The organism is Streptomyces sp. NPDC051133 (assembly GCF_040682635.1).
Lineage (GTDB): Bacteria > Actinomycetota > Actinomycetes > Streptomycetales > Streptomycetaceae > Streptomyces.
This window is the reverse complement of sequence record NZ_JBFBBK010000054.1, coordinates 28,803-47,747: the sequence shown is the minus strand read 5'-3', so window position 1 is coordinate 47,747 and position 18,945 is coordinate 28,803. Positions and strand designations below refer to the sequence as shown.

Annotated in this window: 22 protein-coding genes; 13 read left to right on the top strand and 9 right to left on the bottom strand. The window is 69.5% G+C overall.

Annotated features, from left to right (window positions below; all coding sequences use genetic code 11):
* Window positions 1-46: 46 nt before the first annotated feature.
* Window positions 47-751: a GNAT family N-acetyltransferase gene (locus AB0N17_RS37100; RefSeq protein ID WP_366016048.1), complete on the bottom strand. Its 705-nt coding sequence runs from the start codon at window positions 749-751 to the stop codon at window positions 47-49.
* A gap of 395 nt (window positions 752-1,146) precedes the next feature.
* Between AB0N17_RS37100 and AB0N17_RS37095 the strand changes: the two genes are divergently transcribed.
* The 3 genes from AB0N17_RS37095 to AB0N17_RS37085 all read left to right on the top strand — a co-directional run bounded on the left by AB0N17_RS37095 (window position 1,147) and on the right by AB0N17_RS37085 (window position 3,715).
* On the top strand, window positions 1,147-2,511 hold the full coding sequence (locus AB0N17_RS37095; RefSeq protein ID WP_366016047.1) for a hypothetical protein: 1,365 nt from the start codon (window positions 1,147-1,149) through the stop codon (window positions 2,509-2,511).
* 349 nt (window positions 2,512-2,860) lie between these two features.
* Window positions 2,861-3,031, top strand: coding sequence for a hypothetical protein (locus AB0N17_RS37090; RefSeq protein ID WP_366016046.1), 171 nt, complete (start codon window positions 2,861-2,863; stop codon window positions 3,029-3,031).
* Between the two features lie 168 nt (window positions 3,032-3,199).
* A complete protein-coding gene (locus AB0N17_RS37085; protein ID WP_366016045.1) occupies window positions 3,200-3,715 on the top strand; it encodes a hypothetical protein in 516 nt (171 codons plus the stop codon).
* Between the two features lie 110 nt (window positions 3,716-3,825).
* On the opposite strand, the gene AB0N17_RS37080 is transcribed toward AB0N17_RS37085, so the two are convergent.
* Complete coding sequence (locus tag AB0N17_RS37080; RefSeq protein WP_366016044.1) at window positions 3,826-4,785, bottom strand: DUF4238 domain-containing protein; 960 nt, start codon at window positions 4,783-4,785, stop codon at window positions 3,826-3,828.
* Window positions 4,786-5,010: 225 nt separating this feature from the next.
* Between AB0N17_RS37080 and AB0N17_RS37075 the strand changes: the two genes are divergently transcribed.
* From AB0N17_RS37075 to AB0N17_RS37050, 6 genes are all read left to right on the top strand, one after another.
* Window positions 5,011-5,826, top strand: coding sequence for a hypothetical protein (locus AB0N17_RS37075; RefSeq protein WP_366016043.1), 816 nt, complete (start codon window positions 5,011-5,013; stop codon window positions 5,824-5,826).
* A gap of 123 nt (window positions 5,827-5,949) precedes the next feature.
* A complete protein-coding gene (locus tag AB0N17_RS37070; protein ID WP_366016042.1) occupies window positions 5,950-6,720 on the top strand; it encodes a hypothetical protein in 771 nt (256 codons plus the stop codon).
* The gene (locus AB0N17_RS37065; RefSeq protein ID WP_366016041.1) at window positions 6,717-7,517 is read left to right on the top strand and encodes a hypothetical protein; all 801 of its coding nucleotides are present in this window, start codon (window positions 6,717-6,719) and stop codon (window positions 7,515-7,517) included. Before AB0N17_RS37070 ends, AB0N17_RS37065 begins: the two co-directional genes overlap by 4 nt.
* Before the next feature lie 3 nt (window positions 7,518-7,520).
* Window positions 7,521-8,375 carry a hypothetical protein gene (locus tag AB0N17_RS37060; RefSeq protein WP_366016040.1) on the top strand — a complete coding sequence of 285 codons (855 nt, stop codon included), beginning with the start codon at window positions 7,521-7,523 and terminating at the stop codon, window positions 8,373-8,375.
* A gap of 58 nt (window positions 8,376-8,433) precedes the next feature.
* On the top strand, window positions 8,434-9,657 hold the full coding sequence (locus tag AB0N17_RS37055) for a hypothetical protein (protein ID WP_366016039.1): 1,224 nt from the start codon (window positions 8,434-8,436) through the stop codon (window positions 9,655-9,657).
* 190 nt (window positions 9,658-9,847) lie between these two features.
* The gene (locus AB0N17_RS37050) at window positions 9,848-10,186 is read left to right on the top strand and encodes a hypothetical protein (protein WP_366016038.1); all 339 of its coding nucleotides are present in this window, start codon (window positions 9,848-9,850) and stop codon (window positions 10,184-10,186) included.
* A gap of 123 nt (window positions 10,187-10,309) precedes the next feature.
* On the opposite strand, the gene AB0N17_RS37045 is transcribed toward AB0N17_RS37050, so the two are convergent.
* The 3 genes from AB0N17_RS37045 to AB0N17_RS37035 all read right to left on the bottom strand — a co-directional run bounded on the left by AB0N17_RS37045 (window position 10,310) and on the right by AB0N17_RS37035 (window position 13,559).
* Complete coding sequence (locus AB0N17_RS37045; protein WP_366016037.1) at window positions 10,310-11,269, bottom strand: hypothetical protein; 960 nt, start codon at window positions 11,267-11,269, stop codon at window positions 10,310-10,312.
* 120 nt (window positions 11,270-11,389) lie between these two features.
* Window positions 11,390-11,533, bottom strand: a complete 144-nt coding sequence (locus AB0N17_RS37040; protein WP_366016036.1) for a hypothetical protein — start codon at window positions 11,531-11,533, stop codon at window positions 11,390-11,392.
* Between the two features lie 388 nt (window positions 11,534-11,921).
* The gene (locus AB0N17_RS37035) at window positions 11,922-13,559 is read right to left on the bottom strand and encodes an integrase (protein ID WP_366016035.1); all 1,638 of its coding nucleotides are present in this window, start codon (window positions 13,557-13,559) and stop codon (window positions 11,922-11,924) included.
* A 164-nt stretch (window positions 13,560-13,723) separates the two neighbouring features.
* Here AB0N17_RS37035 and AB0N17_RS37030 point away from each other — a divergent pair, with 164 nt between their 5' ends.
* Window positions 13,724-13,972, top strand: a complete 249-nt coding sequence (locus AB0N17_RS37030) for a hypothetical protein (RefSeq protein WP_366016034.1) — start codon at window positions 13,724-13,726, stop codon at window positions 13,970-13,972.
* A gap of 647 nt (window positions 13,973-14,619) precedes the next feature.
* Here AB0N17_RS37030 and AB0N17_RS37025 read toward each other — a convergent pair.
* A complete protein-coding gene (locus AB0N17_RS37025; RefSeq protein ID WP_275297652.1) occupies window positions 14,620-14,748 on the bottom strand; it encodes a hypothetical protein in 129 nt (42 codons plus the stop codon).
* Between the two features lie 399 nt (window positions 14,749-15,147).
* Here AB0N17_RS37025 and AB0N17_RS37020 point away from each other — a divergent pair, with 399 nt between their 5' ends.
* On the top strand, window positions 15,148-15,381 hold the full coding sequence (locus AB0N17_RS37020; protein WP_366016033.1) for a hypothetical protein: 234 nt from the start codon (window positions 15,148-15,150) through the stop codon (window positions 15,379-15,381).
* A gap of 16 nt (window positions 15,382-15,397) precedes the next feature.
* Window positions 15,398-15,772 carry a fic family toxin-antitoxin system, toxin component gene (locus AB0N17_RS37015; protein WP_366016032.1) on the top strand — a complete coding sequence of 125 codons (375 nt, stop codon included), beginning with the start codon at window positions 15,398-15,400 and terminating at the stop codon, window positions 15,770-15,772.
* 51 nt (window positions 15,773-15,823) lie between these two features.
* On the opposite strand, the gene AB0N17_RS37010 is transcribed toward AB0N17_RS37015, so the two are convergent.
* Together AB0N17_RS37010 and AB0N17_RS37005 are read right to left on the bottom strand one after the other, a co-directional pair.
* On the bottom strand, window positions 15,824-16,009 hold the full coding sequence (locus AB0N17_RS37010) for a hypothetical protein (protein WP_366016031.1): 186 nt from the start codon (window positions 16,007-16,009) through the stop codon (window positions 15,824-15,826).
* Between the two features lie 118 nt (window positions 16,010-16,127).
* Window positions 16,128-16,934: a hypothetical protein gene (locus AB0N17_RS37005; RefSeq protein ID WP_366016030.1), complete on the bottom strand. Its 807-nt coding sequence runs from the start codon at window positions 16,932-16,934 to the stop codon at window positions 16,128-16,130.
* A 176-nt stretch (window positions 16,935-17,110) separates the two neighbouring features.
* On the opposite strand from AB0N17_RS37005, the gene AB0N17_RS37000 reads away from it, so the two are divergent.
* A complete protein-coding gene (locus AB0N17_RS37000; protein ID WP_366016059.1) occupies window positions 17,111-17,818 on the top strand; it encodes an A24 family peptidase in 708 nt (235 codons plus the stop codon).
* 83 nt (window positions 17,819-17,901) lie between these two features.
* Here the strand turns inward: AB0N17_RS37000 and AB0N17_RS36995 are convergent, their stop codons facing one another.
* Window positions 17,902-18,630, bottom strand: coding sequence for a hypothetical protein (locus tag AB0N17_RS36995; RefSeq protein WP_366016029.1), 729 nt, complete (start codon window positions 18,628-18,630; stop codon window positions 17,902-17,904).
* Window positions 18,631-18,945: the final 315 nt, after the last annotated feature.

Genomic DNA, 18,945 nt, shown 5'->3' with positions numbered 1-18,945 from the left:
TCCGCGGTCGGACCTGCAAGTACTTGGAGCAGAGGCTGGCTGTGGGCTATGCACCGCGGGGAACGAACAGGCCGCGGCCGGGCAGGAATTGTGTGCCTTCCGGAATGTGGGTACGGGAGACCAGGCCGGAGACCATCGGTTCGGGATAGCCGGGGATCATGCGCAGCCGGACGTTGCCTTCCAGCGGCTTGAAGGAATGGATCATGCCGGTGTGGGCGGGCTGGGCGATCAGCGGCCCGGGAGTGTGGATGACGAGCTGGGCGCCGTGGGCGTATCCGAGGCGGGCGTAGAACTCGGTCAGATCCGGCCTGTGGTCCAGAGTGATGAGCCCGTAGCCCTGCCGGGAGAGGTAGCGCTCGGCTTCGGCGATGAGGGCTCGGGCGATGCCCTGTCCGCGGTAGGGCTCGTCAACGGCGATTCCATGAACGGTGCCGAGCCGGTTGATCAGGGCGGCTTGGTTGTGCTCGCCGGTGACGCCCGGATGGTTGACGATCCAGTCCGGCGGCGCGGCGGTCAGCGCGCCGGCGACGGCACCGTCCTGGTGCTGAGCGACCAGGAGAAGGGCGCGGCCGTGGGAGAGGGGGCCCTGGGGGCCTCGTAAGAGGACGGTGCGCGAGCTCTCGAAGGGTGCGGGGTCGTCGGGATCGGCGAGGGCGAGTATGCGCATCATGACGTCCTCGTCCGAGAAGCGGGCCGAGCGGACACGGAACGGCTTCTGCTGGGCGAGGGGTTTCTTCTTCCGCTTGGCCACCTGGGCCTCCTCCAGGACGTGTGCAGCGGTGCCCGCGAATTCTGCGGGGCGCTGATGTTGCTACCCACCTCTCACCGGGGGCGATGCGGCCGCTGGCCGCACGGATAGCTGATCGGCTGGGGCGGAAGGCCCGCCAGGGGAGTCCGGTTGGACGGAGGCGGGCTGCGCGTTTTTGGCCAGAGAGCACAGCGCCGGGAAAGAGGAACGGGCCGCTGGCCGACAGGTCGCAGACCAGCGGTGCGGTGCCTCTGCACAGCCTTCTTCCCCGCGCCGTGGCGTCCGGAGCGGTGCGGCAACTTCCCGCCAATGCCGCCTACTTGGTTTAGCTGTAGACATGAAAGCGGTACGCTGTAGATATCTACAGCGCTGCAGCGGGAAAGGACACAACACACCTCGTGTACAAGCTGCGCCCCCTGGCCAACGGCCTGCGAACCGACCACCCCGTCCCCGACCTCCCGTTCGTCGACGACTCCCACATCCCCCTCGACGACCCCCGCGAGCTCGAAGCCGTCGGCCGCAAGCGCGGCGAGGGCATGTGGGGCCGCTACGACCTCGAACGCACCGCCGGCGGATGGCGCGCCTACACCACCGACCCCCAGCGCAACGAGTTCGCCTGGTGCGTGCGCTACCACCCCGACCACGGCCGGACGGTCCTCCTCGTGCGCGACGAGGACGCCAACGAACTGCACGCCGCATGGCACGGCGGCCCGCTGCTGTTCCGGGCGGGCGGCTACTGGTGGAACGGCGCCACCTGGTTCCGGCCGGGCCAGATCTGGGACGCGGCGGATGAGGACTTCGTCCGTTCCCCGGTCCCGGCCGCGATCGCCGTCACCGCCGACCAGCTCCTGGACGACACCGCCGCCCCGGACGCCGGCCGCCTTCTCAAGGTCACCTCCTTCGACCCGGACGCACCGCTCGCCGGACGATGGAGCGACCACCTCGCCCTGTGGGCGAAGCGCCGCGCGAACCGCGACGGCGACTTCCCTCTCAGCCAGTGCGTGGTCCAGCTCTCCGCTCCCGAACTCGCCGCCGACCAGCTGCTGGGCGTCACCGAGTTCGCGGGCCTGGCCGGCATCGCCGCTTCCACCCTGCGCTCGTACGCCTCCCGCGGCGAAGGCAACGTTCCCCTGCCCCAGGCCACGGTCAGCGGACGCAGTGCCTGGTCCCGCCCGGTCGCCCAGGACTGGGTCACCCAGCGCAGCCGGGAGAACGTCGCGGCCGCGGTGGCCGGGCCCGACCCCGACGCCCTTCCCGCCGGCGTGAGCGACCTGCGCGAACGCCTCACCGCCAGGTTCCAGGCCGTACTGTGGGGCCGCCCGCAGACCCGTAAGCGCTGGGTGCTGCGCCACCGCAACGAGCCGGACGTGCGGGAGGTCTCCGACGAACTCGCCCTGCACGTCGCCACCCGCCTGGACGACATCATCCCCACCGACCACCTGGCCGCCACCATCCGTCACGCCGTCCTCGACGAACTGACTGAGCAGCACGGCTGGGACAGCGACGAAGGCGATGACCGCACGCACTTCTACGCCCTGACCACCCCCGTCGCCAAGACCCTGGACTGGCTGATCCGCCACCACCCCGACTACGGCCAGTACGCCATCGGCGACATCGTCCGCGAGGCCCAGAGCCGTCTTGACATCCCTCGCGACGCCGTCGCCGACACGCTGCTGCGGTCCCTGTCGATGGACGGCAAGCTCGACAGCGCTAGCCTCACCGCGTACCTCGACCTGGCACTGCCCCCGGAGAAGACCGGCTGACGCGGGAACGCCGGCTTGCGGCGGCTGCCCGTACGACTGCCGTGACCGCCGGCCCGCACAGCGAGCCATCACCCACAACCGACAAGGAGGACCCCGTGCTTGACCGGTTCGCCATCGACGACGGACGGCACCTGCCGAAGATCGTCATCGACGAGGACGCATCCATCGCCGCCGGTGAGGCCCAGTACCGTGCCGACTGCTCCTGCGGCCGGATGCCGCCCCACCCGGCAGGCGCCGGGACCAGGCCCTCGCCGACCACATCGCCCACGTCAACACCCGCCTCGGCCCCTCCAAAGGCCCCGACTGGCTCCCTCTCGGAGCCCGCCTCGCCCTGCTCTTCCTGGGCTGCATGGCGCTGTGCGCCGGGGCCTTCGCCGGCTCCCTCGAACTGGCCAACGCCATGCACCTGACCGGCTCCGGCGCCGCCGGCGCACGGGTCGGCGGTGTCCTGACCGGATTCGCCGCCGCCGGATGCCTCATGGTCGCCGTCCGGCACTACATCGCACCCACCCGCGTCTGATACCGCGCGACGCAACGGACGGCGCCCGAAGCCATCGGAAGTGGCTTCGGGCGCCACTCCGACTCTAGTGACACCCTCCCGATCAGCGCAGAATGGATTTCAAGGAGCAAGCGGCAACTTGCTCCGCACCAACTCGCTTGCCTCCCTGGGGAGGCCGAGGGGGGCACCATGCCCTGGTACCTGTGGATGCTGCTCGGCGCCGTGCTCTACGTCGGACTCAGCTACTACCTCACCGAATCGCTCGTCGCGCTCAAGCCCAAGCCCCCGGAGACCTGCTCCTGGTGCTCCAGCGCCTCCGGACACACGGTCACCGGCCACTCGTACGCGACCTGCCGCGGCCCCGTCGATGCCCGCCTCGCCGAAGAGCGCCGTCGCGCCGACCAGAAGTCCCGGCAGGACCGCCGCGCCGAGAATGCCCAGCAGCAGGCCGCGGCCACGGACCTCGAACGGGCCCGGCAGGCAGGCCGGTTGCGGATGCTCCAGATCGGCACCATCACCACCCGGACCGGCCCGCGCGGCAACGAGATCCACGTCAAGGGGTGGGGCTTCGACTCCCTCTCCGGTCCCTACAGTGGTCCCAGCAACGGCACCACGCAGTCGTACAGCAGTACCGGCGCACCCGAGAAGACGTGCGGCTGGACCATCCAGGAGCTCCATGCGGTGGCCCACGGTGGCGCCTGCTAGTGCGACGTCGTACGCCTCGCCCGGTACGCCCAACGGTGAAAGCCCGTGGCCTACTTGGCGCCGGCCGCTCCGCTGGGGGTGCCGCCGGCCGGCGGCACCCCCAGCTCGGCTCACGCCGTCCGGGAGAGCGGCTCGCTCGGCAGACGGTGCTTGCGGACCTGCCGGATGATGAACGGCCGCAACAGGGTGCTGCCCGGGCGGGTGTAGACGTAACGGCGTGCAGCGCAGATCTGCAGCGTGTTCAGCTCGTCGACCTCGGCGCGGGACGCCGACAGGTACGCCGGGTTCGGGCCGATGGACAGCACATACCCGGGGCTGATCGGCAGCAGGACCGAGTGCGCGTCGCCGATGGCCATGTTGTACGAGACCATCGGGCCGTCGCGGCGCATCGTCAGGGCCGGGGTGTCGCCGATGAGGAACTCGCCCTGCTCCGGGCGCAGGATCTGCACGGCGTGGCCGGCCAGAAGACTGCGGGCCTTCGCGAACGAGGCCTCGATACGGACCCGGAACAGCGCGCCGCTCTCGTACGCGTCGGCCATGGGCGCCAGGACGCGTTCGGCGTGCAGGGCCAGGCCCTCGCGGCCGGTGACGAGCAGGCCGGTCTTCTTCCACGCGGCCAACTGCAGCACGACCTGGTCCTCGTCGAGGAACCGGCGGAAGCGTTCCTGGTAGAAGGCACGGAAGATGACTTGGTGCAGGTCGCGGTAGTGCTGCGAGCGCACCCAGTGCAGGGCGATCACGTCCCGCAGCAGGTCGACCGTGTGGGGCTTGTCCAGGGCCGTGCCCGCGGCAACCGAGGCGAAGACCTCGGGCAGGTGCTGCTCGACCTGCTTCCACACGTGCTCGATGGAAGCGGAGGCGTACGGGACGAAGTCCTCGATCCAGCCGACCCCGCGCGGGGTGCGGGCCTTGCACGGGCGCTGCGGATTGCGCAGGTCGTGCGGCTGGACGTGGAGGCCGGCAGTGTGCCGGATGGGCGTGGCGAACTGGGCGAGCAGCACCTGGGAGATGAGGTGCTGGCGCTTGACCGGTGCGTCGGTCTCGGAGGCGAGTTCGGTGATGCGGGTCATGTCATCGCGTCCCGCAGGCGGCAGTTGTGCAACCACGGCTCAATGATCCCAGGGTGCTCCGTGGTTCCGCCTGCCCTTTTGCGGTGCTGCCCGAGGCGGGCGCCAGGCCGGGGGAGGGGCTTGACGCCAGCCAGCATGAGCGTATAATTGATTTTGCGGATCAAGCGGCAACTTGTTCCGCAGGGCACCACACCAACTCAATTCGCCTCCCTCAAAGGGGATCGCATGAGCACGAACGGAACGGCCGGCACTGAACAGTCAGCCCCGGCCAACCCCCTCGCTCCCGGAGACCTGATCTTCGTCTACAACGGCCCTGGCCTCGTCACCCGCCTGGAAGGGTGGGCTCTGAGCCTCATCGAGATGATGTTCGGTGACGGCTCCGACGCCACCATCCGGCGCAAGGTCGCCGTCTACCGCAACGCCGACGGCAGCCTCGACATCAGCGCCCGCGTCTCGCGCCTCGCCGCCGTGGAATCGGCCTGGCACCTCGTCAACCCGGCCGGTGACATCGTCAACGGAGGCCCTCGTGGCCGCCACGGCGAGAAGCCGTCCCAGACCGCCGAAGAGCTCGAAGCGGAGCGTGACTCCGGGAACTACAAGTCCCACGAGGGCTCGGTCCCCGTTTACGGCATCCCCAGCACCGCGCAGCGCTCGCCGTCCGCCGGCACCGAGTGGGTGCGCGAGGTCCGAACGGAGGCCACCTTCCGTGCGGCGCGCGGCGGGATGTACCGCTGGTACGAGCCGGACGCCGCCCCCGCCGACCAGCCCGCCGCCGTGAGCGACACACCCGCCGGTCCCGTGGCCGACGGCCCGTACGCGAAGGCCCTCGCGGCCGCCAGGAAGGCCGGCGCCCGCCACGCCGACGACGCCAGACTGATGGCGCTCTTCTGCGCGAACACCCTGCAGCACCTGGTCGGCGCGGTCTCGCCCCAACTGGTCTGGGAGGGAGCACAGCGCCGCGGCCTGTCCACCGCCGACCTGCGGGACCTGTGCGCCAAGGACGTCATGGCCGTCTCCGACCTCCATTGGACGACCGGCTGACGCGTCACGCGTCCGCCCACCCCCGGACTGAACTCACCAGCTCCGTCAGCACTTCCGAGCACGAACCCCTTCGCCCCGGCCACCCGGCCGGGGCGGACCCCAGGCTTCTGCGAGGCGATTGCGATGACCACCCCGACCACCACTACATCTCCGGCCACGGCCCGTCCCACCACCGCGGTGACGCCCTTGATCCTCGCGCACACCCGGCGTGCCGCCAGCCCGGACTACTGCCTGCCGGCCTGGTACGACGAGCATCACGCCCGCCAGTTCGCGACCGAGTTCCTCAGCCGTGCCGAGGTCGTCGCGACGATCCGCCGCTACCTGGAGGTCAAGCGGGCCAGCGAACCCCTGCGGCACATCCCCGGCAACGAGTTGACCCGCGAGCAGTGGCAAGCCATGTGGGACGCGGATGACGAGCTGGGCGACCTCTACCGGCGCCTCGACCGTGCCTGCGCCCTCATCTACCTGCCAGACGGCTACCGACCCCAGCACCTGGACCACCTGGCCGAGGCCTACCGGGCCGGCAGGATCCTGCCGGATCCTCGCCAGCCCGCGCCGATGCCGGGCGACCTGCTCGTCGAGCACCACAACAGCCTGGGCGCCTCCCTCAAGCCGCTGTCGCGGATCCGGGCAGGCGAGCGCATCGAGGCCACGGTGACGATCGCCGCGGTGAGGCGCTTCGCCGGGCACGTACGACTGCTGCTGGAGAGCGACGACGGCGAGACAGCGCACGCCCGGGTGTCCGCCAGCCGCTTCACCGCGGCCGAGCAGTCCCTCGGCCGTCAGCTCAAGGCCGGCGACCAGGTGCTGGTGCGCGGCTACGTCGAGCAGGAACCCGCTCTGCGCCCCGGCGTCCGCAGCATCGACGTCTGCTCGATCCGGGCAGCGGCATGAGCCGGGCCATCTCCCTGGTGCCCTCCGCCGCGCGCCACGCGCGGACGGCGGAGGGCACCAGGTCCACCCGCTACCTCGGAATCACGGGGGAGGGGCAGGCGCTGCAGGCCCGGTGGCGCGACGCCGGCCGCAGGCGCCATAGCGAAGTCCGCGCCTGGCAGAGCGCGAGGACGCTCGAGGACGTGGCGGTCCTGACGGCCCAGTGGCTGCGCGGACTGCTGCTCTTCCACCCCAACGGCCATCGCGGCGGCCCGGATCCGGAGACCCTGCCGTTGGCAGACGTGCTCGCGGCCGCCAACGGCGTCGGGATCCTCACCCACCAGTCCCAGCCCGGCGAACTCGCCGCATTCCACGGGCGGCCCTGGCGGCAGCGGGCGTTCGTCACCGCGTTCGTCGCGGACCCGGCGCTTGCCCGGGCCCTGTACGCGCGGGCCGCCGGGGCCGGACTGGTCGTACGGGTGTACCGGCCCGGAAGCCGCATCGCCGAGAACGGGAAGCGGGACGCGGTCGACGTCACCGTGTGGGGCTCCCGCGTCAACACCGGGATAGGGGACTGGGTGTCGCCGCGCGCAGTGCGGCGGATCCTGCCCGGCTGCGACCGCCAGGCCGTACACGAGGTCGCCGCGGCGTGGCAGGTCACGCTCATTGACCCGGAGTGGGGGCGCAACACGGTGCTGTGGCCGCTCCTCAGCCGGTTCACGGACGCGTTGCGCCCCGATGCGCCAAGTTGCCGCGTAAATCGGCCAGTTGCCCCCCAGCACCTATCGCGGGTCAAAAATAGCCCAGTACATTTTTGACCCATGGAAGAGCGATCCCCTAAAGAGGCGGCCCTCGCCGCGCTGCGCACCTGGCGCGACTTCACGAACGACCGGGACCCGCTGGTCACCGCCGCCGCCCGGGCAGGCGCGTCACAGGCCGAAATCATCGAAGCGAGCGGCCTGGCCAAGGGGACCGTCCGGACGATCCTCAACTCCCCTCCGGAGGACACGAACGTGACCACCACGACCACCGACCCGCTCGCCGGCCATCACCACTCGCACCTGGTGCGGGTGGACCGCGAAGGCTCCTACCGGAAGTTCGTCTTCAGGCCGTTCACCGGCGAGGAGCCGGAACCGGAGAGCGGCGACAACATCTACGCCGTCCACCGCACGACCCTCGGTCCCGAGCTCGCCCAGGAGCTGACGGACGAGTACCGCGAGGCTCACAGGAAGTGGCAGATCGCGCGCTTCAAGACCGCGCTGCGCCCCCTCGCCAAGGAAGCGACGCCGCTGTGGAACGCCTACGTGACGGCCAAGGCCGCCATGGAGGAGACGTTCGCAGCGTTCGACACCACGCCGGACAACCGGTGGAAGTCGCAGACCTTGAAGCTGTCCCGTGCCCACGACGCCGCCTGGGAAGCGGCGGTGAACTGGGACAACCACGCCGAGCGCATGGCCGCACTGGCCGATGAGCACCTCGCCGGCGTCTGCGTCACCTCCGCCCTCATCCAGGAGGCCGCCGCCGAAGCTGGCGTCGACTCCACGAACTGGGTGATCGAGTACTCCGCCGAGGTGTACCGCAGCAGTTCCATGGCCGGCGTCCACGACGGCGTGCGCCGCCTGATCGACCGCCACAAGAAGGAGCTGAAGGCCGGCGGGATGCTCCGCACGGACTGACCCGGCCCACGCTCGCAACCGACCAACCCCATCGCAAAGAGACAGAGAGGACGACCAGATGACGCACGAGGGCATGAAGGTGCCGGAGGTCACGGTGGCCCGCTACGCGGCACCGCGAGTCCACGCCTTACCGGTGACCGAAGTGATCACGGCCCAGCCGCTTGACGGCCGGCGCCCGGGGCACTACCAGCAGGTGCTGCTGGACACCCGCACCGGTGAGCTGCGCTTCCACGAGATCCCGGAGCAGTGGGAGCCGTGGAACCCGGCCTGGAAGACGATCAGCGACGTGCCGCGCGAGACGTACAAGCGGTGGCACCCCGGAACGTTCTTCTCGGGCGTCGGACCGCACCAGTGGTTCGAGCCGGTGCCCGAGATGCTGTCCTGGACCATCGACTCCGGGGTGGAGGAGCTCCCGTACCTCGACGTCGACGCCGCCAACGCGCTGCTGCAGGAGCTGACGCCGACTGCGCAGGCCCTGCTGGACAGCCTGTTCGACTCCGGCGGCGACCTCGACTGGTCCGCCGACTCCGGCCGGGCCGGCCGCAACATCACGCGCCTGTGCAAGCGGCACCGGAAGGCCGCCGGGCCCGAGGCGGACGCCGACCTGGTCGACTACAGCACGATCGTGGCCCGCTTCCCGCAGGTCTACCGGCCGAACCTGCTGCGCCGGCCGCTGAACGAACTCGCCAAGGACTGCGAGTCGATCACCCGGTACCTCGGGAGCAACGAGCACTGGCACCCCGAGGTCAACGAGGCCTTCGGCGTCCCGTACCGCGACGGGAGCGGCAAGGGCCATGACGTCCTGGGCGTCCGGGCCTGGTATCGGAGCGTCCTCATGGCCGGTGACCCCCGTCCGCTCAAGGAGTTCCAGGACTGGGACGCCGAGCACGGCCGCCTGGCCGTCGGTGACATCACGTCCACCTCCACCGAGGCCGAACTCGACCGCTGGGCCGACCGCGAGGAGGAGAACGCCGCACGACAGGGGTGGCGCCTGCTGGGAGTATGGGAGGCCGCCGCCGCTCACCGGGAGCAGCTGCGCAACCGAGGCTGGGACCGCCTGGCCGTGGTCGGCGCGGACATCGCCTGGGCAGAGGACGAACCGGCCCTCGCGGAGGAGGCCCTGGAGCCCATGCGCGCCGAACGCCTGACGCTCGTCACCGCGGCGATCGGCTGGGGCCGCAACGAAGGCGAGATCGCCGTCCGCGCCAGGATGCCCCGCCGTACGGTCCTCGCACTCCGGGGGACCAGCACGGACACGATGACCGGGAGCACCAAGAAGTAGGTGTGCCCGGGACTGCCGTTAACAGCCCCGGACACCACACCATCATCCACCGGAGCCCCGCCTGTGCGGGGCTCCGGGCGTTCCCAACACCCTTATGGTGCAGGCGAAGTGGCCGGAAGGTCTGCCTGCCTCCGGCCAGCACTGCCACACTCGGGTCTGTTGTGATCACCGCACGGCAACGGAGGACACGTTGAGCCAGCAGGAACAGCCCTGGCAGCCGGGCTCGAAGGACCTTCCTTTCACCACCAGCCTGATCAACCCCCACGGCGACCGACACCTGGGCTTCAACGACGAGGACGGCCGCTTCTACCGTTTGTGGCAGCACAAGTCCCCCGAGCCGCTGCACACCGGCCAGGCGATCCTGCTGCGCCCGAGCGACGTCGACCAGATCATCCAGTTCTCCATGCTCTGGGCGATGAAGCACCCGACGCACCCGCGCAGCAACGCCCTGATCGATGAGGTTGCCGCCGGAGCCAAGGCCGTCGTCATGCACTTCGCCCAAGCCGCCCAGGCCCCAGTGCAGTACTAGCTAGGACGACGTCCCGCCTCGCTCACCCGCCGCGCCCCACTGCTGCACGAATTCGGGCAGGGCGCGGCGCTGGTCGTCGTCGTGGGCAATCCTGTTGAGTGTCCTGTAACAGGCGTGCACGGGCTACTTGTCTTCGGCAGCTTCTGCTGCTGACTCGCCCGTAGTTCGCCGGACGATCTTCTTCATCACTCCTTGCAGGGAGCGCAGCAACTCCCGCTCGGCGTCTTCGGTCCTGAACTGGATGTTCCACTGCCGGACGTCGTCGACGAGTCCCTCGATCGCCGCTTCGAGCCGCTGCCTCAGATGATCGGGGCTGAGGGCTTCAACCTCGACCGCAGTGTGCGGGTCGATGCCTTCACGCAGGCACTCCTCGCGGAACCGGGCGAAGTTGACGTCGCGGGTGTTGACATCATGTGTGGCCAGGCGGCCGGAGCGGACGTCAGCCGCGGTGATGGCGATCTGCCGGAACTCCAGATCAAGCTCGCCGTTGCCATAGCGCTGCATTCGCTCGACCACCGAGCGAGGCACACATCTGCCGGTAGGGTCCCAGTCACCACAGAAGATCACCGTCACGGGCTTGCCTTGGCGCGCGTACTGCTGCACCGCCTCGTAGACGAATGTCTTGGAGGACTGGCCGCGGCAGGAGTAGAGGCCCACGCCCCAGGCGGAGGTCACCGGGAGAAGGACGCCCCCAACGGAGTCGCTCTCGCACCAGACCTCGACGCGGCGGCTCTGCGATGCCCACAGGTTGCGGCGGTAGCTCTCCGTTGTGCGTACCAGGGCATCGTCGAGAGAGTCGTACTGGGCCTCCTGCCGGACTATGCGAGTGCCGTCGGTGATCCACTCCCAGGGCAGCCGGCCGGTCTCCCTCAGATGTCCAAGCTCGCGGACGACCACCGAGTAGTTCCGTCGGGAGTGGCCGCCGTCCTTGTTCCACAGGGTCCCGATGCCCAGGTAGTAGACGTGGCGGACGCTGCACGGCCGCGCTGCTTCCGCGATCTGGCAGATCGCCGCTCGCAGGGCTTCCACCTGCACTTTTGTGCGGCGGGGCCGTTTTATGGAGCTAGCGCTGTAATCCGCCATGGCACCAGTGAACGCCCTGGGCAGGGCCGCAGTCACTACTCGCCCGGCCGCTGGCTTCCGGCCGCTCAACGGCCGGGAGCCCGGGTTGGCCGCTCGTCTCAGCACGGGACCACGGGCGGGTCAGGCGTTCGCCGTGGCGACGGCCGCGCGGAACTCCTGCGTCATCAGGGCGACCGAGCCGCGCTGGACAGGAACCTCGCCCGACTCGGCCGACACCCTGGCCACCGCGGCGCTCATCCGCTCGTACATCGCCGCGTCGACCACAGCCCGATACGCCTCGGGGACCCCCCCGCTTGTCCTGAATGGCGATCATCGTGCCAAAGCGGGTGCCGATCCACCCGATCGACTCGACCTTCCAGCCGAGCTGCCGGGCCGCTTTACGCATCGCGGCCCTGATCAGCTCCACCCCGCCCAGGCCGACGGCCTCCTCGTCGTCCAGATTGACCTGGTACGAGCCGCCGTAGCCGCCGGCACCCTCGGGACAGGCACGGCGCAGCAACGGAACCACGGCCTCGGCCATGGCGATGCAGCGCGGATCCTTCGCGTAGGAAGCCATCCGCGCATCGTAGAGCCGCGCAGGTGCTTCGTGGTGCCGTACGGCGGGGCACTCACTCGAAGCGGGCACGTCGCTGCGCGCGTGCCTGCCCTGCCGTCAGACGGGTTCCAGGAGGTCGACGACCGACAGCCCCGTCTCTCCGTTGACGAGCTGGAGGGCGACCTCGGCGCGGGCCGCGAGGTCGAGCGGGACGAGGTCTTCGGCATACGCGGCGTGCACGATGCGGTCCAGGCCCGCACCGACCAGCGGTGCAGCGGTACGCAGCGAGGCCTCCAGAGCAACGCCCTGGGTAGCGCCGCCGTGCAGGATGATGTTCCTGGTGCGGTACAGGCGCCGCAGCGCGATACGGAAGGCGCCAGTGACGTCGCCCAGCACCGGGCGGGGGTCGTGGACCAGGTCGGCCATGCGCTGGGCCGCGGGCCGGTCGCTGTACTTCGTGGCAGCCCGGGTGAAGTCCAGAGCGGAGGCGCCGCCCGTCAGCAACGCGTCCGCGACCAGACGGGCACGCTCCTGGTTCGTGCTGCAGGCCGCGATACTCCGGCCGAGATCGTCCTGGGAACGGGGCTTGTGCCGGTGCGCGAGGGCAGTGAGCTCGGCCCGGGGCCACGAGCAGGCGATGATGGCCGCCATGCGGTCAGCCGCCACGGCTTTCCCAGACCGCTCGTTCTCCCCCTTGGGGTCGTCCGGGTGCGTCAGCAGAGACTCGACGGCAGCCCAGGCACCGGCGACGGCCGGGGCCATCGGGCCGCGGTTGACCGCGGCCGCGAGCTCCAGGGCGTCGTCGATCCGGCTGCGGGTTCCGGCGACCTGGTAGAGGTGCCCCTCGTTGACCAGCGTCAGGACGTCGGCGCCCCGCGCCGGGGGATCGAGCGGAATAGCCCGCGGGTGTCCGGCGACCCAGATATAGGGGAGGGGCTCCACCCCTCCACGGTCCTTGCGCAAGAAGAGAGAGCGAGCGGTCATCCGCTCCACCATCTGCCGGGCCTGCTCGGCCGCGCTGAAGGCGTCCAGCGCCGTGAACCGGTAGACGAAGCCGCCTCCGGGACGGACGCCCGCGGTGTCGTGGCCATGCTCGCGCAGCCAGGCGACGACCTTTCCCTTGTCGTACCAATGCTCCAGCGGCTCGGCGAGATCCCGCCGCGGCACCTTCTCCAGCGCCACCAGCACCTCGTACGCGCGGGCCGGCGTCCGCGCGAGCGCGGCGGCGCTGTCCGCTATATCCGCCGTCGTGGCGCGCGCATCGTAGAGATCTTTCGCCCAGGCCTTGAGGTGACTGGCGCTGTAGCCCAGGTCGAGAAGGTGAGAGGCCACCGTGCGGGAGAACCGCTCCGGTTTGACACGATCCTCAACCGGGACCTTGACCGCCGCCGCCCACCGCTCCAGATATCCGCCCCGGACGCGCCCGATGATCTCCTTGAGGCGGCGGCGCTCAGGACTGGGATCCGGCAGCGCGTTCTTCAGCAGACCGGTGAGTTCCCTGCGCAGGTCCCGGTCTCCGAGGCCCCGATCGGGGCCGATCAGAGCGTTGAGCTGGATGCGCTGCCAGTCGCACGCGGACTGCGAGAGCACCCCATGGGCCTGCCAGTAGCCGGCCTCCAACAGTTCCTCGAGGGCCAGCACCGAACCTATGTCCCACAGGCGGCGCGCCCACGGCGTGCCTTCATCGGTGAAGAAATCCGACATGCGAGCCAGGACGTGCCGGGCGTAGGGATCAGACGCGGGAGCGGAGGCCATCGCAGCACCTTAGCCGAGGGGATCTTGTACCACGCGCGAGGCGACGATCACGTGGTACGATCCTTCCAGACTTAAAGGGGCACCCGCCGTCTAGCGGCCGCTGCCCCTTTCTTCTTGCCCGAACGCGGCCAGCAGGGGCCGGGCCCGCTGGTACCGTCCCTCGCGTGGACCAGACCGGACCCCAGGTGCCGCCCTTCGAGCCGAGCGAGGATGCCCGCGCCGAGGCGGCCGCCGGTAACCCGTTCCTCAAGGCCCTCAGCGAAGCCCGCGACCGCATCCCGCTGCTCACCGAGGTCTTTGCCACCCAGGACACTTCCGCAGCCGACGCCAGCCGGGGATCATGGCCTGACCCTGCGCCCATGAGCAGCCGGGACCTACACGAGTTCCAGCAGCGCGGTCAACCGCGTGACTAGGTACCTCACCCCTGATCGCTGAGCGGCCCCTCAGTCTCATCCGAGGGGCGACGCGTACCGAGCGGACTTGCGGAGCGACTGATGTCAGTGGCCGCTTCTCCCGTTCTCAACGGTGATCGCGCGGAAGTCTTGAGCCGAGTCGTGAAGTCGGCGGGGTACGGACACGGCATCCAGACGTCCCAGATCTCCTTCGGCGTGACCGATACGGCGTCGGCGAACGTCGAAGTAATCGCGGACGTGCTTACTCGAGACGGATCTCAGGGCAAGGAACACCCTCGACGACAAGATCGGCGGACACCGGAGAACACCCAACGGCTCACAGAGATGGCTTCCACGCGAAGCCAGAGTGTTGCGAGACTGCAGTGAGAACGTACGGAGGACGTAGCGAGAAGGTACTCCGACAACGATCGCGAATGTTGGCATCGAATCCGATGACGTGAGAGATTGTCGTACGAGCTAAGTCGAGCAGACTAGAAGTAACTAGAGCTCGATGAAGTCTCGCCCCGGAAGGGGTGTAAAGCACGAAGGGCCTAGCTCCGGCGGGAACCAGAACTAGGCCTTCACGCAGTTGACGAGCCCGGTCGAGTAGATGCCGACCGGGCTCGCTGCATGCAGCTGCCGGTCCGACCGGGTCCTCGGGTGGGCACTCAGAAGTACTGAGCGAACTGTCCCACCAGGGCGATGGCCGCCACCCCGAAGCTCAGCGCGGACAGGATGACCTGCCACTTCTCAGGGCCGGTCCACTTCTTCCTGCCGTGCTTGTCCAGGTCGGACATCGCACCACCACCTCACCTTTCCCTCCGTCCGGCACCCGCGGTCCGGGTCCCGGTGGTCTGTGAACTCGCGTCCCCCAACACGGAGTTCAAGAGAGGGTCTGGTGAGGCGGGATTCATACTACTGGGGCTCCCGACAGTAGACGTCACCTCAAGTGCAAGTCGCTCGCCTTGCGTTGACGGCTGAATGAGGGGGCGGAAAGCCGTAGCACGACTGTCCGCCGGCTTATAGCACACCCGCCCGCTGCGGTGGGATCGGGCTGCGCTTCCCGCATCCGGCCGCGGTCGGCAGACGAGACGGTTGCCGGGACCGCCGCGGCCGCCGTCGCGGACTCATTCCTCATGGGAGAGCACTCCGCTCATCCCTCCCCGTCAGCGACCGGGTCCGGCTACCGTGGGGGCATGGCCAGGGAAATCCGCATCGAGATCGATGACGAGCAGTACGAGCAGCTGAAGCGCGAGGCGCATCAGCGGCACGAGGATCCGGATGTGTACGCCAGCCGCGTCCTGGCCGACGGCCTGAACAAGGCGCGGTTCCTTCAGGGCTGCGCCGAGTTCCTGGCCACGCCGGGAATGCGCGAGGAGTTCGCCAGCCGGTTCGGCCCGCAGCCCGGGCCCAGCGCTACCGCTGCGTGAGGGCGGACCTGCCGCAGTGGACCTGACCATTGATCTTCCGTGGCTGCTGGAGCTTGCCCGCACCCAGCTCGGCGACCCGGACGTGACGGACTGGGGAGCCCTGGAGGCCGCCCGCGCCCGGCACTGCTTCCGCGTGATGGACGACCTTATCTACGACCAGCCCCACCACCGCGCCGCCGCGCTGTTCCACTCGCTGTGCCGCGTCCCGGCGCTGGAGCACAGCAACGCCCTGTTCGGCATCACCGTCGCGGCCGGCTACCTGCACGCCAGCGGCAGGACGGCACGGTTCACCGCCAAGGAGGCGGCCGACCTGGCCGAGCAGGTGACGGCCGGGGACGTGGACATACGGGCCCTCGCCGACAGGCTCAAGGAGTGGACCGAGCGAGCCTGAACCCAGGCTCGGTCCAGGAGAGACATTGAGATCTCCGCCCGGGGGCAGGAGTCATGCCACCGCTTCGGGCAGCTGACCCGGCTTGGTCTCCACGATCTGCACGTCGCGGCAACCAGCGTCCTCGAGTCCTTGCTTGCGTCTGCCGGCGCTCGGCTTGTCATAGGCGACGGCGGAGGAGCGCGGGGTGCCGTCCGGGTCGGTCCAGGTGAGCGCAAAATTCTGCATCGTGATCGCCATGCGGGCATCATCGCCCTCGGCACTGACAACACCCCGCTCGCGCCCTCTCTATCACCGCTGACGACCGTGAGCCCCAGGAGACCGTTCTCCAAGAGGCCCGGGCCCGGGTGGGGCGGGGTCAGGCAAGCAGGCGCAGCAGCGCGGCCGCCATCGCGATCATCGTCTCCGCCTCGGCGCGGCTGTACGTGAACGTCTTGGTGACGGCGTCCTTGTGGAGCGCGCCGCTCGCCTGGTCCTCGAGCGCGGCCCGGATCCAGGCCCAGCGTTCCTCCGGGGTGCGCTCGCGGGCCGGCTTGCTGCCGGGCCAGGACCAGCCGCTGTTGACCTTGATGTACTCCAGCGTGCGGCGTGCTTCGAGCATGGCGCCGTCGATGTCGTCGTCCCGCAGTCGGCGCTGGGCCTCCCGCAGGTAGCCGACGGCTTCCTGGCGCCCTTCGTCGTCCGCGGGGAAGGGCACGGACATCTCGACGGCGAGGGACGGACCGAGGCCCTCCATCTGCTGGCGCCAGCGGCTCTCGGCCACTGAGATGTACAGCGTCGCCGAGGCACCCGGGTACGAGGTCGCCTGGGACAGGGTGGCGCGGACCTCGATCTCCAGGCGCAGGTCGCCAGAGCGGTGTTCGTCCAGGGCCCGCACCTGCGCGCTGGTGAGCATGAAGCGCAGCTCCGGGCGCTCGACGGAGTCGGGGCGGAAGGCAACGGTGGCCGTGGCGGTGCCGAGCATGCCCCGCTGTCCGTTGTCGGACGGCGCCCACAAGACGGTGTCCAGAATCAGCACGCGCCCGGCCTCGACGGCCGCCGGAATTTTCACCTCCAGTTGCAGGCGCAGGCTGTGTGCCCCGAGCTCCTTGAGGAGCATCAGGCTGTTGTCCCGGTGGCCGATGGCCATGGTCCCGACGGGCGCGTCGAAACGCAGTTCGTCCATCGTGCGGCGCCTTCCTGGTGGTTCGTGTGCTGCGCCGATTCTGAGGCCTGGACTCGGCACAGTGCCCGGCATTTACGTATCGGGCTCCCTGCTGCCCCAAGCGAGGCCGGGCAGCCCCACGCGCGCACGTGGCGGAGCTTAGGCTCCGTGCGGTGGAAACGTTCTGGATCATCGCCATGGCCGTCCTGTGGGGTGCAGGCGTGGGCCTGCTCATACCGCGCGCCGCGTACCGGCTCTCTGTGATGCCGGAGGAGCCGTGGCGAACGGCCTGCCCGGCAGGACATCCCCTCGCCGGGATCGGGGATGGGTGGCTGGGGCGGGCCCGCTGCGCGGACGGGGACACGTTCGGGCCGCGAACGCCCATCATCGCCCTGGTGATGATCGTGGTCTGCGCCCTACTGGCGGCCGCCACCGGGGCCCGTCCCGAGCTGCTGGTGTGGCTGCTGCTCGCACCGATCGCCGCGCTGCTTGCGACCGTCGACTTCGCGGTGCACCGTCTTCCCGACGTGGTGACCCTGCCGCTCGCGGCGTCCGCGCTCATCGGGCTCGGGGGGGCCGAGCTGCTGCCCGGTGCCGGCGGCAGCTGGAGGACCGCGCTTCTCGGCTCCCTCACGCTCGGCGCGTGCTACTTCGTGCTGTTTCTGATCAACCCCAGGGGCTTCGGCTTCGGCGATGTGAAACTCGCCCCGGCACTCGGCGCCGTCCTGGGCTGGTACGGCTGGGGAATCCTGCTGATCGGCACGTTCGCCGGGTACCTGTTGGGTGCGCTGTACGGTGTCGGCCTCATCCTCGCGCGCCGGGCCGGGCGTAAGTCGGCGATCCCCTTCGGCCCATTCCTCCTGGCCGGAGCATTCGCCGGGATCCTCTTGGGATCGCGTTTCTGATGGCCCTATTCCTGGTCACGCTGTCTCCTGTCTGTCCAGGGGACAAGCTGGACGTCCAACCGTGCCGGTGCCGGAGTGATCAATCAGGCGGTGGGGAGTCCCGGAAGCCGGTCGTAGGCGGGATCGCCGGGGAAGGCGATGGACTCGATGTGCTGCGGCGGGATCGCGTTGCGGTAGAGGACGTCGGCGTTGGCTGGGGTGTAGCCGATGGCCTTGCCGACGAAGGTGTGCACCACCGACTTGAAGACGAGGTGCCTGCCGGGACTAGCGAGGTCCACGTAGGCGGTGACCAATGCTGGCCGGCCCAGGGAACCCAGCTTCTGAGCAACGCCGGCGTGATCGTCGCAGTGCTGCCAGTAGATCGCCTCGCCGCCCCAGAAGGACAGCAGCCGCCACACCCCGTTGACGTCGTGGGAGGTGGCCTCGGCGGAGAGGGTCAGGCAGACCTGGCCCTCGCGATTGCCCAACTTCTGCCTCCCCGGGGCGACCATGCTCTGGGAGCGCAGTACCTCACGCTCCGCGTCGGTGAGATAGCCCCGCTCATGGGCGTGGTTCAGGCGGTCATCAACCAGAGCGGCGTCCAGGGGGCGCAGGCCATGAGCACGAATCGCGTCGGCCTCGTGGTCGAGCAGCCTGGTGCCGTGCTGCGCTCGTAGAAGGTGGCCACGGAGGAGGTCGAGGATCTGCGCCTCCCTGTCCTCCAATTCCAGGTCGACGTACAGATCCGGCTCATCCAGTTCGGTTTCGTCGGCGATGCTGTAGATGAGATCTGCCAGCGCCCGGGGCCAGGTCGCGGGGTTGTCTACATCCACGACAGGCCGACTGTTGGCAGTGTGAGCCAGTGTCATGGCGCGCCAGTATTCCACTGCCAGGCCATCAGGTTCCGGACCAGAAATGGGACGGGACCTGGACGGTGAGCGAGGTCAGGGTGAGGGACGCCGCAACGACGCACAGGTCAGGCCGACCTCAAGCAGGGCAGAAGGATTCTGAACCTGCATCCTCGCTCCATGATCTTGCTGCTCAGTGGTGTGACTAATGTGGCGTGCCATGGGCATACGCGCTCTGCCCGTCTTCGAGCGGGACGGGTGGGCCTTGTCCTGGCAGCGTGCACAGTCCGGACGAGTAGG

Coding starts and splice junctions, on each gene's coding strand:
- AB0N17_RS37090 (WP_366016046.1), top strand. CDS start 2,861: ATGGCGCTGTGCGCCGGGGCCTTCGCCGGCTCCCTCGAACTGGCCAAC.
- AB0N17_RS37085 (WP_366016045.1), top strand. CDS start 3,200: ATGCCCTGGTACCTGTGGATGCTGCTCGGCGCCGTGCTCTACGTCGGA.
- AB0N17_RS37080 (WP_366016044.1), bottom strand. CDS start 4,785: ATGACCCGCATCACCGAACTCGCCTCCGAGACCGACGCACCGGTCAAG.
- AB0N17_RS37075 (WP_366016043.1), top strand. CDS start 5,011: ATGAGCACGAACGGAACGGCCGGCACTGAACAGTCAGCCCCGGCCAAC.
- AB0N17_RS37070 (WP_366016042.1), top strand. CDS start 5,950: ATGACCACCCCGACCACCACTACATCTCCGGCCACGGCCCGTCCCACC.
- AB0N17_RS37065 (WP_366016041.1), top strand. CDS start 6,717: ATGAGCCGGGCCATCTCCCTGGTGCCCTCCGCCGCGCGCCACGCGCGG.
- AB0N17_RS37060 (WP_366016040.1), top strand. CDS start 7,521: ATGGAAGAGCGATCCCCTAAAGAGGCGGCCCTCGCCGCGCTGCGCACC.
- AB0N17_RS37055 (WP_366016039.1), top strand. CDS start 8,434: ATGACGCACGAGGGCATGAAGGTGCCGGAGGTCACGGTGGCCCGCTAC.
- AB0N17_RS37045 (WP_366016037.1), bottom strand. CDS start 11,269: ATGGCGGATTACAGCGCTAGCTCCATAAAACGGCCCCGCCGCACAAAA.
- AB0N17_RS37035 (WP_366016035.1), bottom strand. CDS start 13,559: ATGGCCTCCGCTCCCGCGTCTGATCCCTACGCCCGGCACGTCCTGGCT.
- AB0N17_RS37025 (WP_275297652.1), bottom strand. CDS start 14,748: ATGTCCGACCTGGACAAGCACGGCAGGAAGAAGTGGACCGGCCCTGAG.
- AB0N17_RS37020 (WP_366016033.1), top strand. CDS start 15,148: ATGGCCAGGGAAATCCGCATCGAGATCGATGACGAGCAGTACGAGCAG.
- AB0N17_RS37010 (WP_366016031.1), bottom strand. CDS start 16,009: ATGGCGATCACGATGCAGAATTTTGCGCTCACCTGGACCGACCCGGAC.
- AB0N17_RS37005 (WP_366016030.1), bottom strand. CDS start 16,934: ATGGACGAACTGCGTTTCGACGCGCCCGTCGGGACCATGGCCATCGGC.
- AB0N17_RS37000 (WP_366016059.1), top strand. CDS start 17,111: ATGGCCGTCCTGTGGGGTGCAGGCGTGGGCCTGCTCATACCGCGCGCC.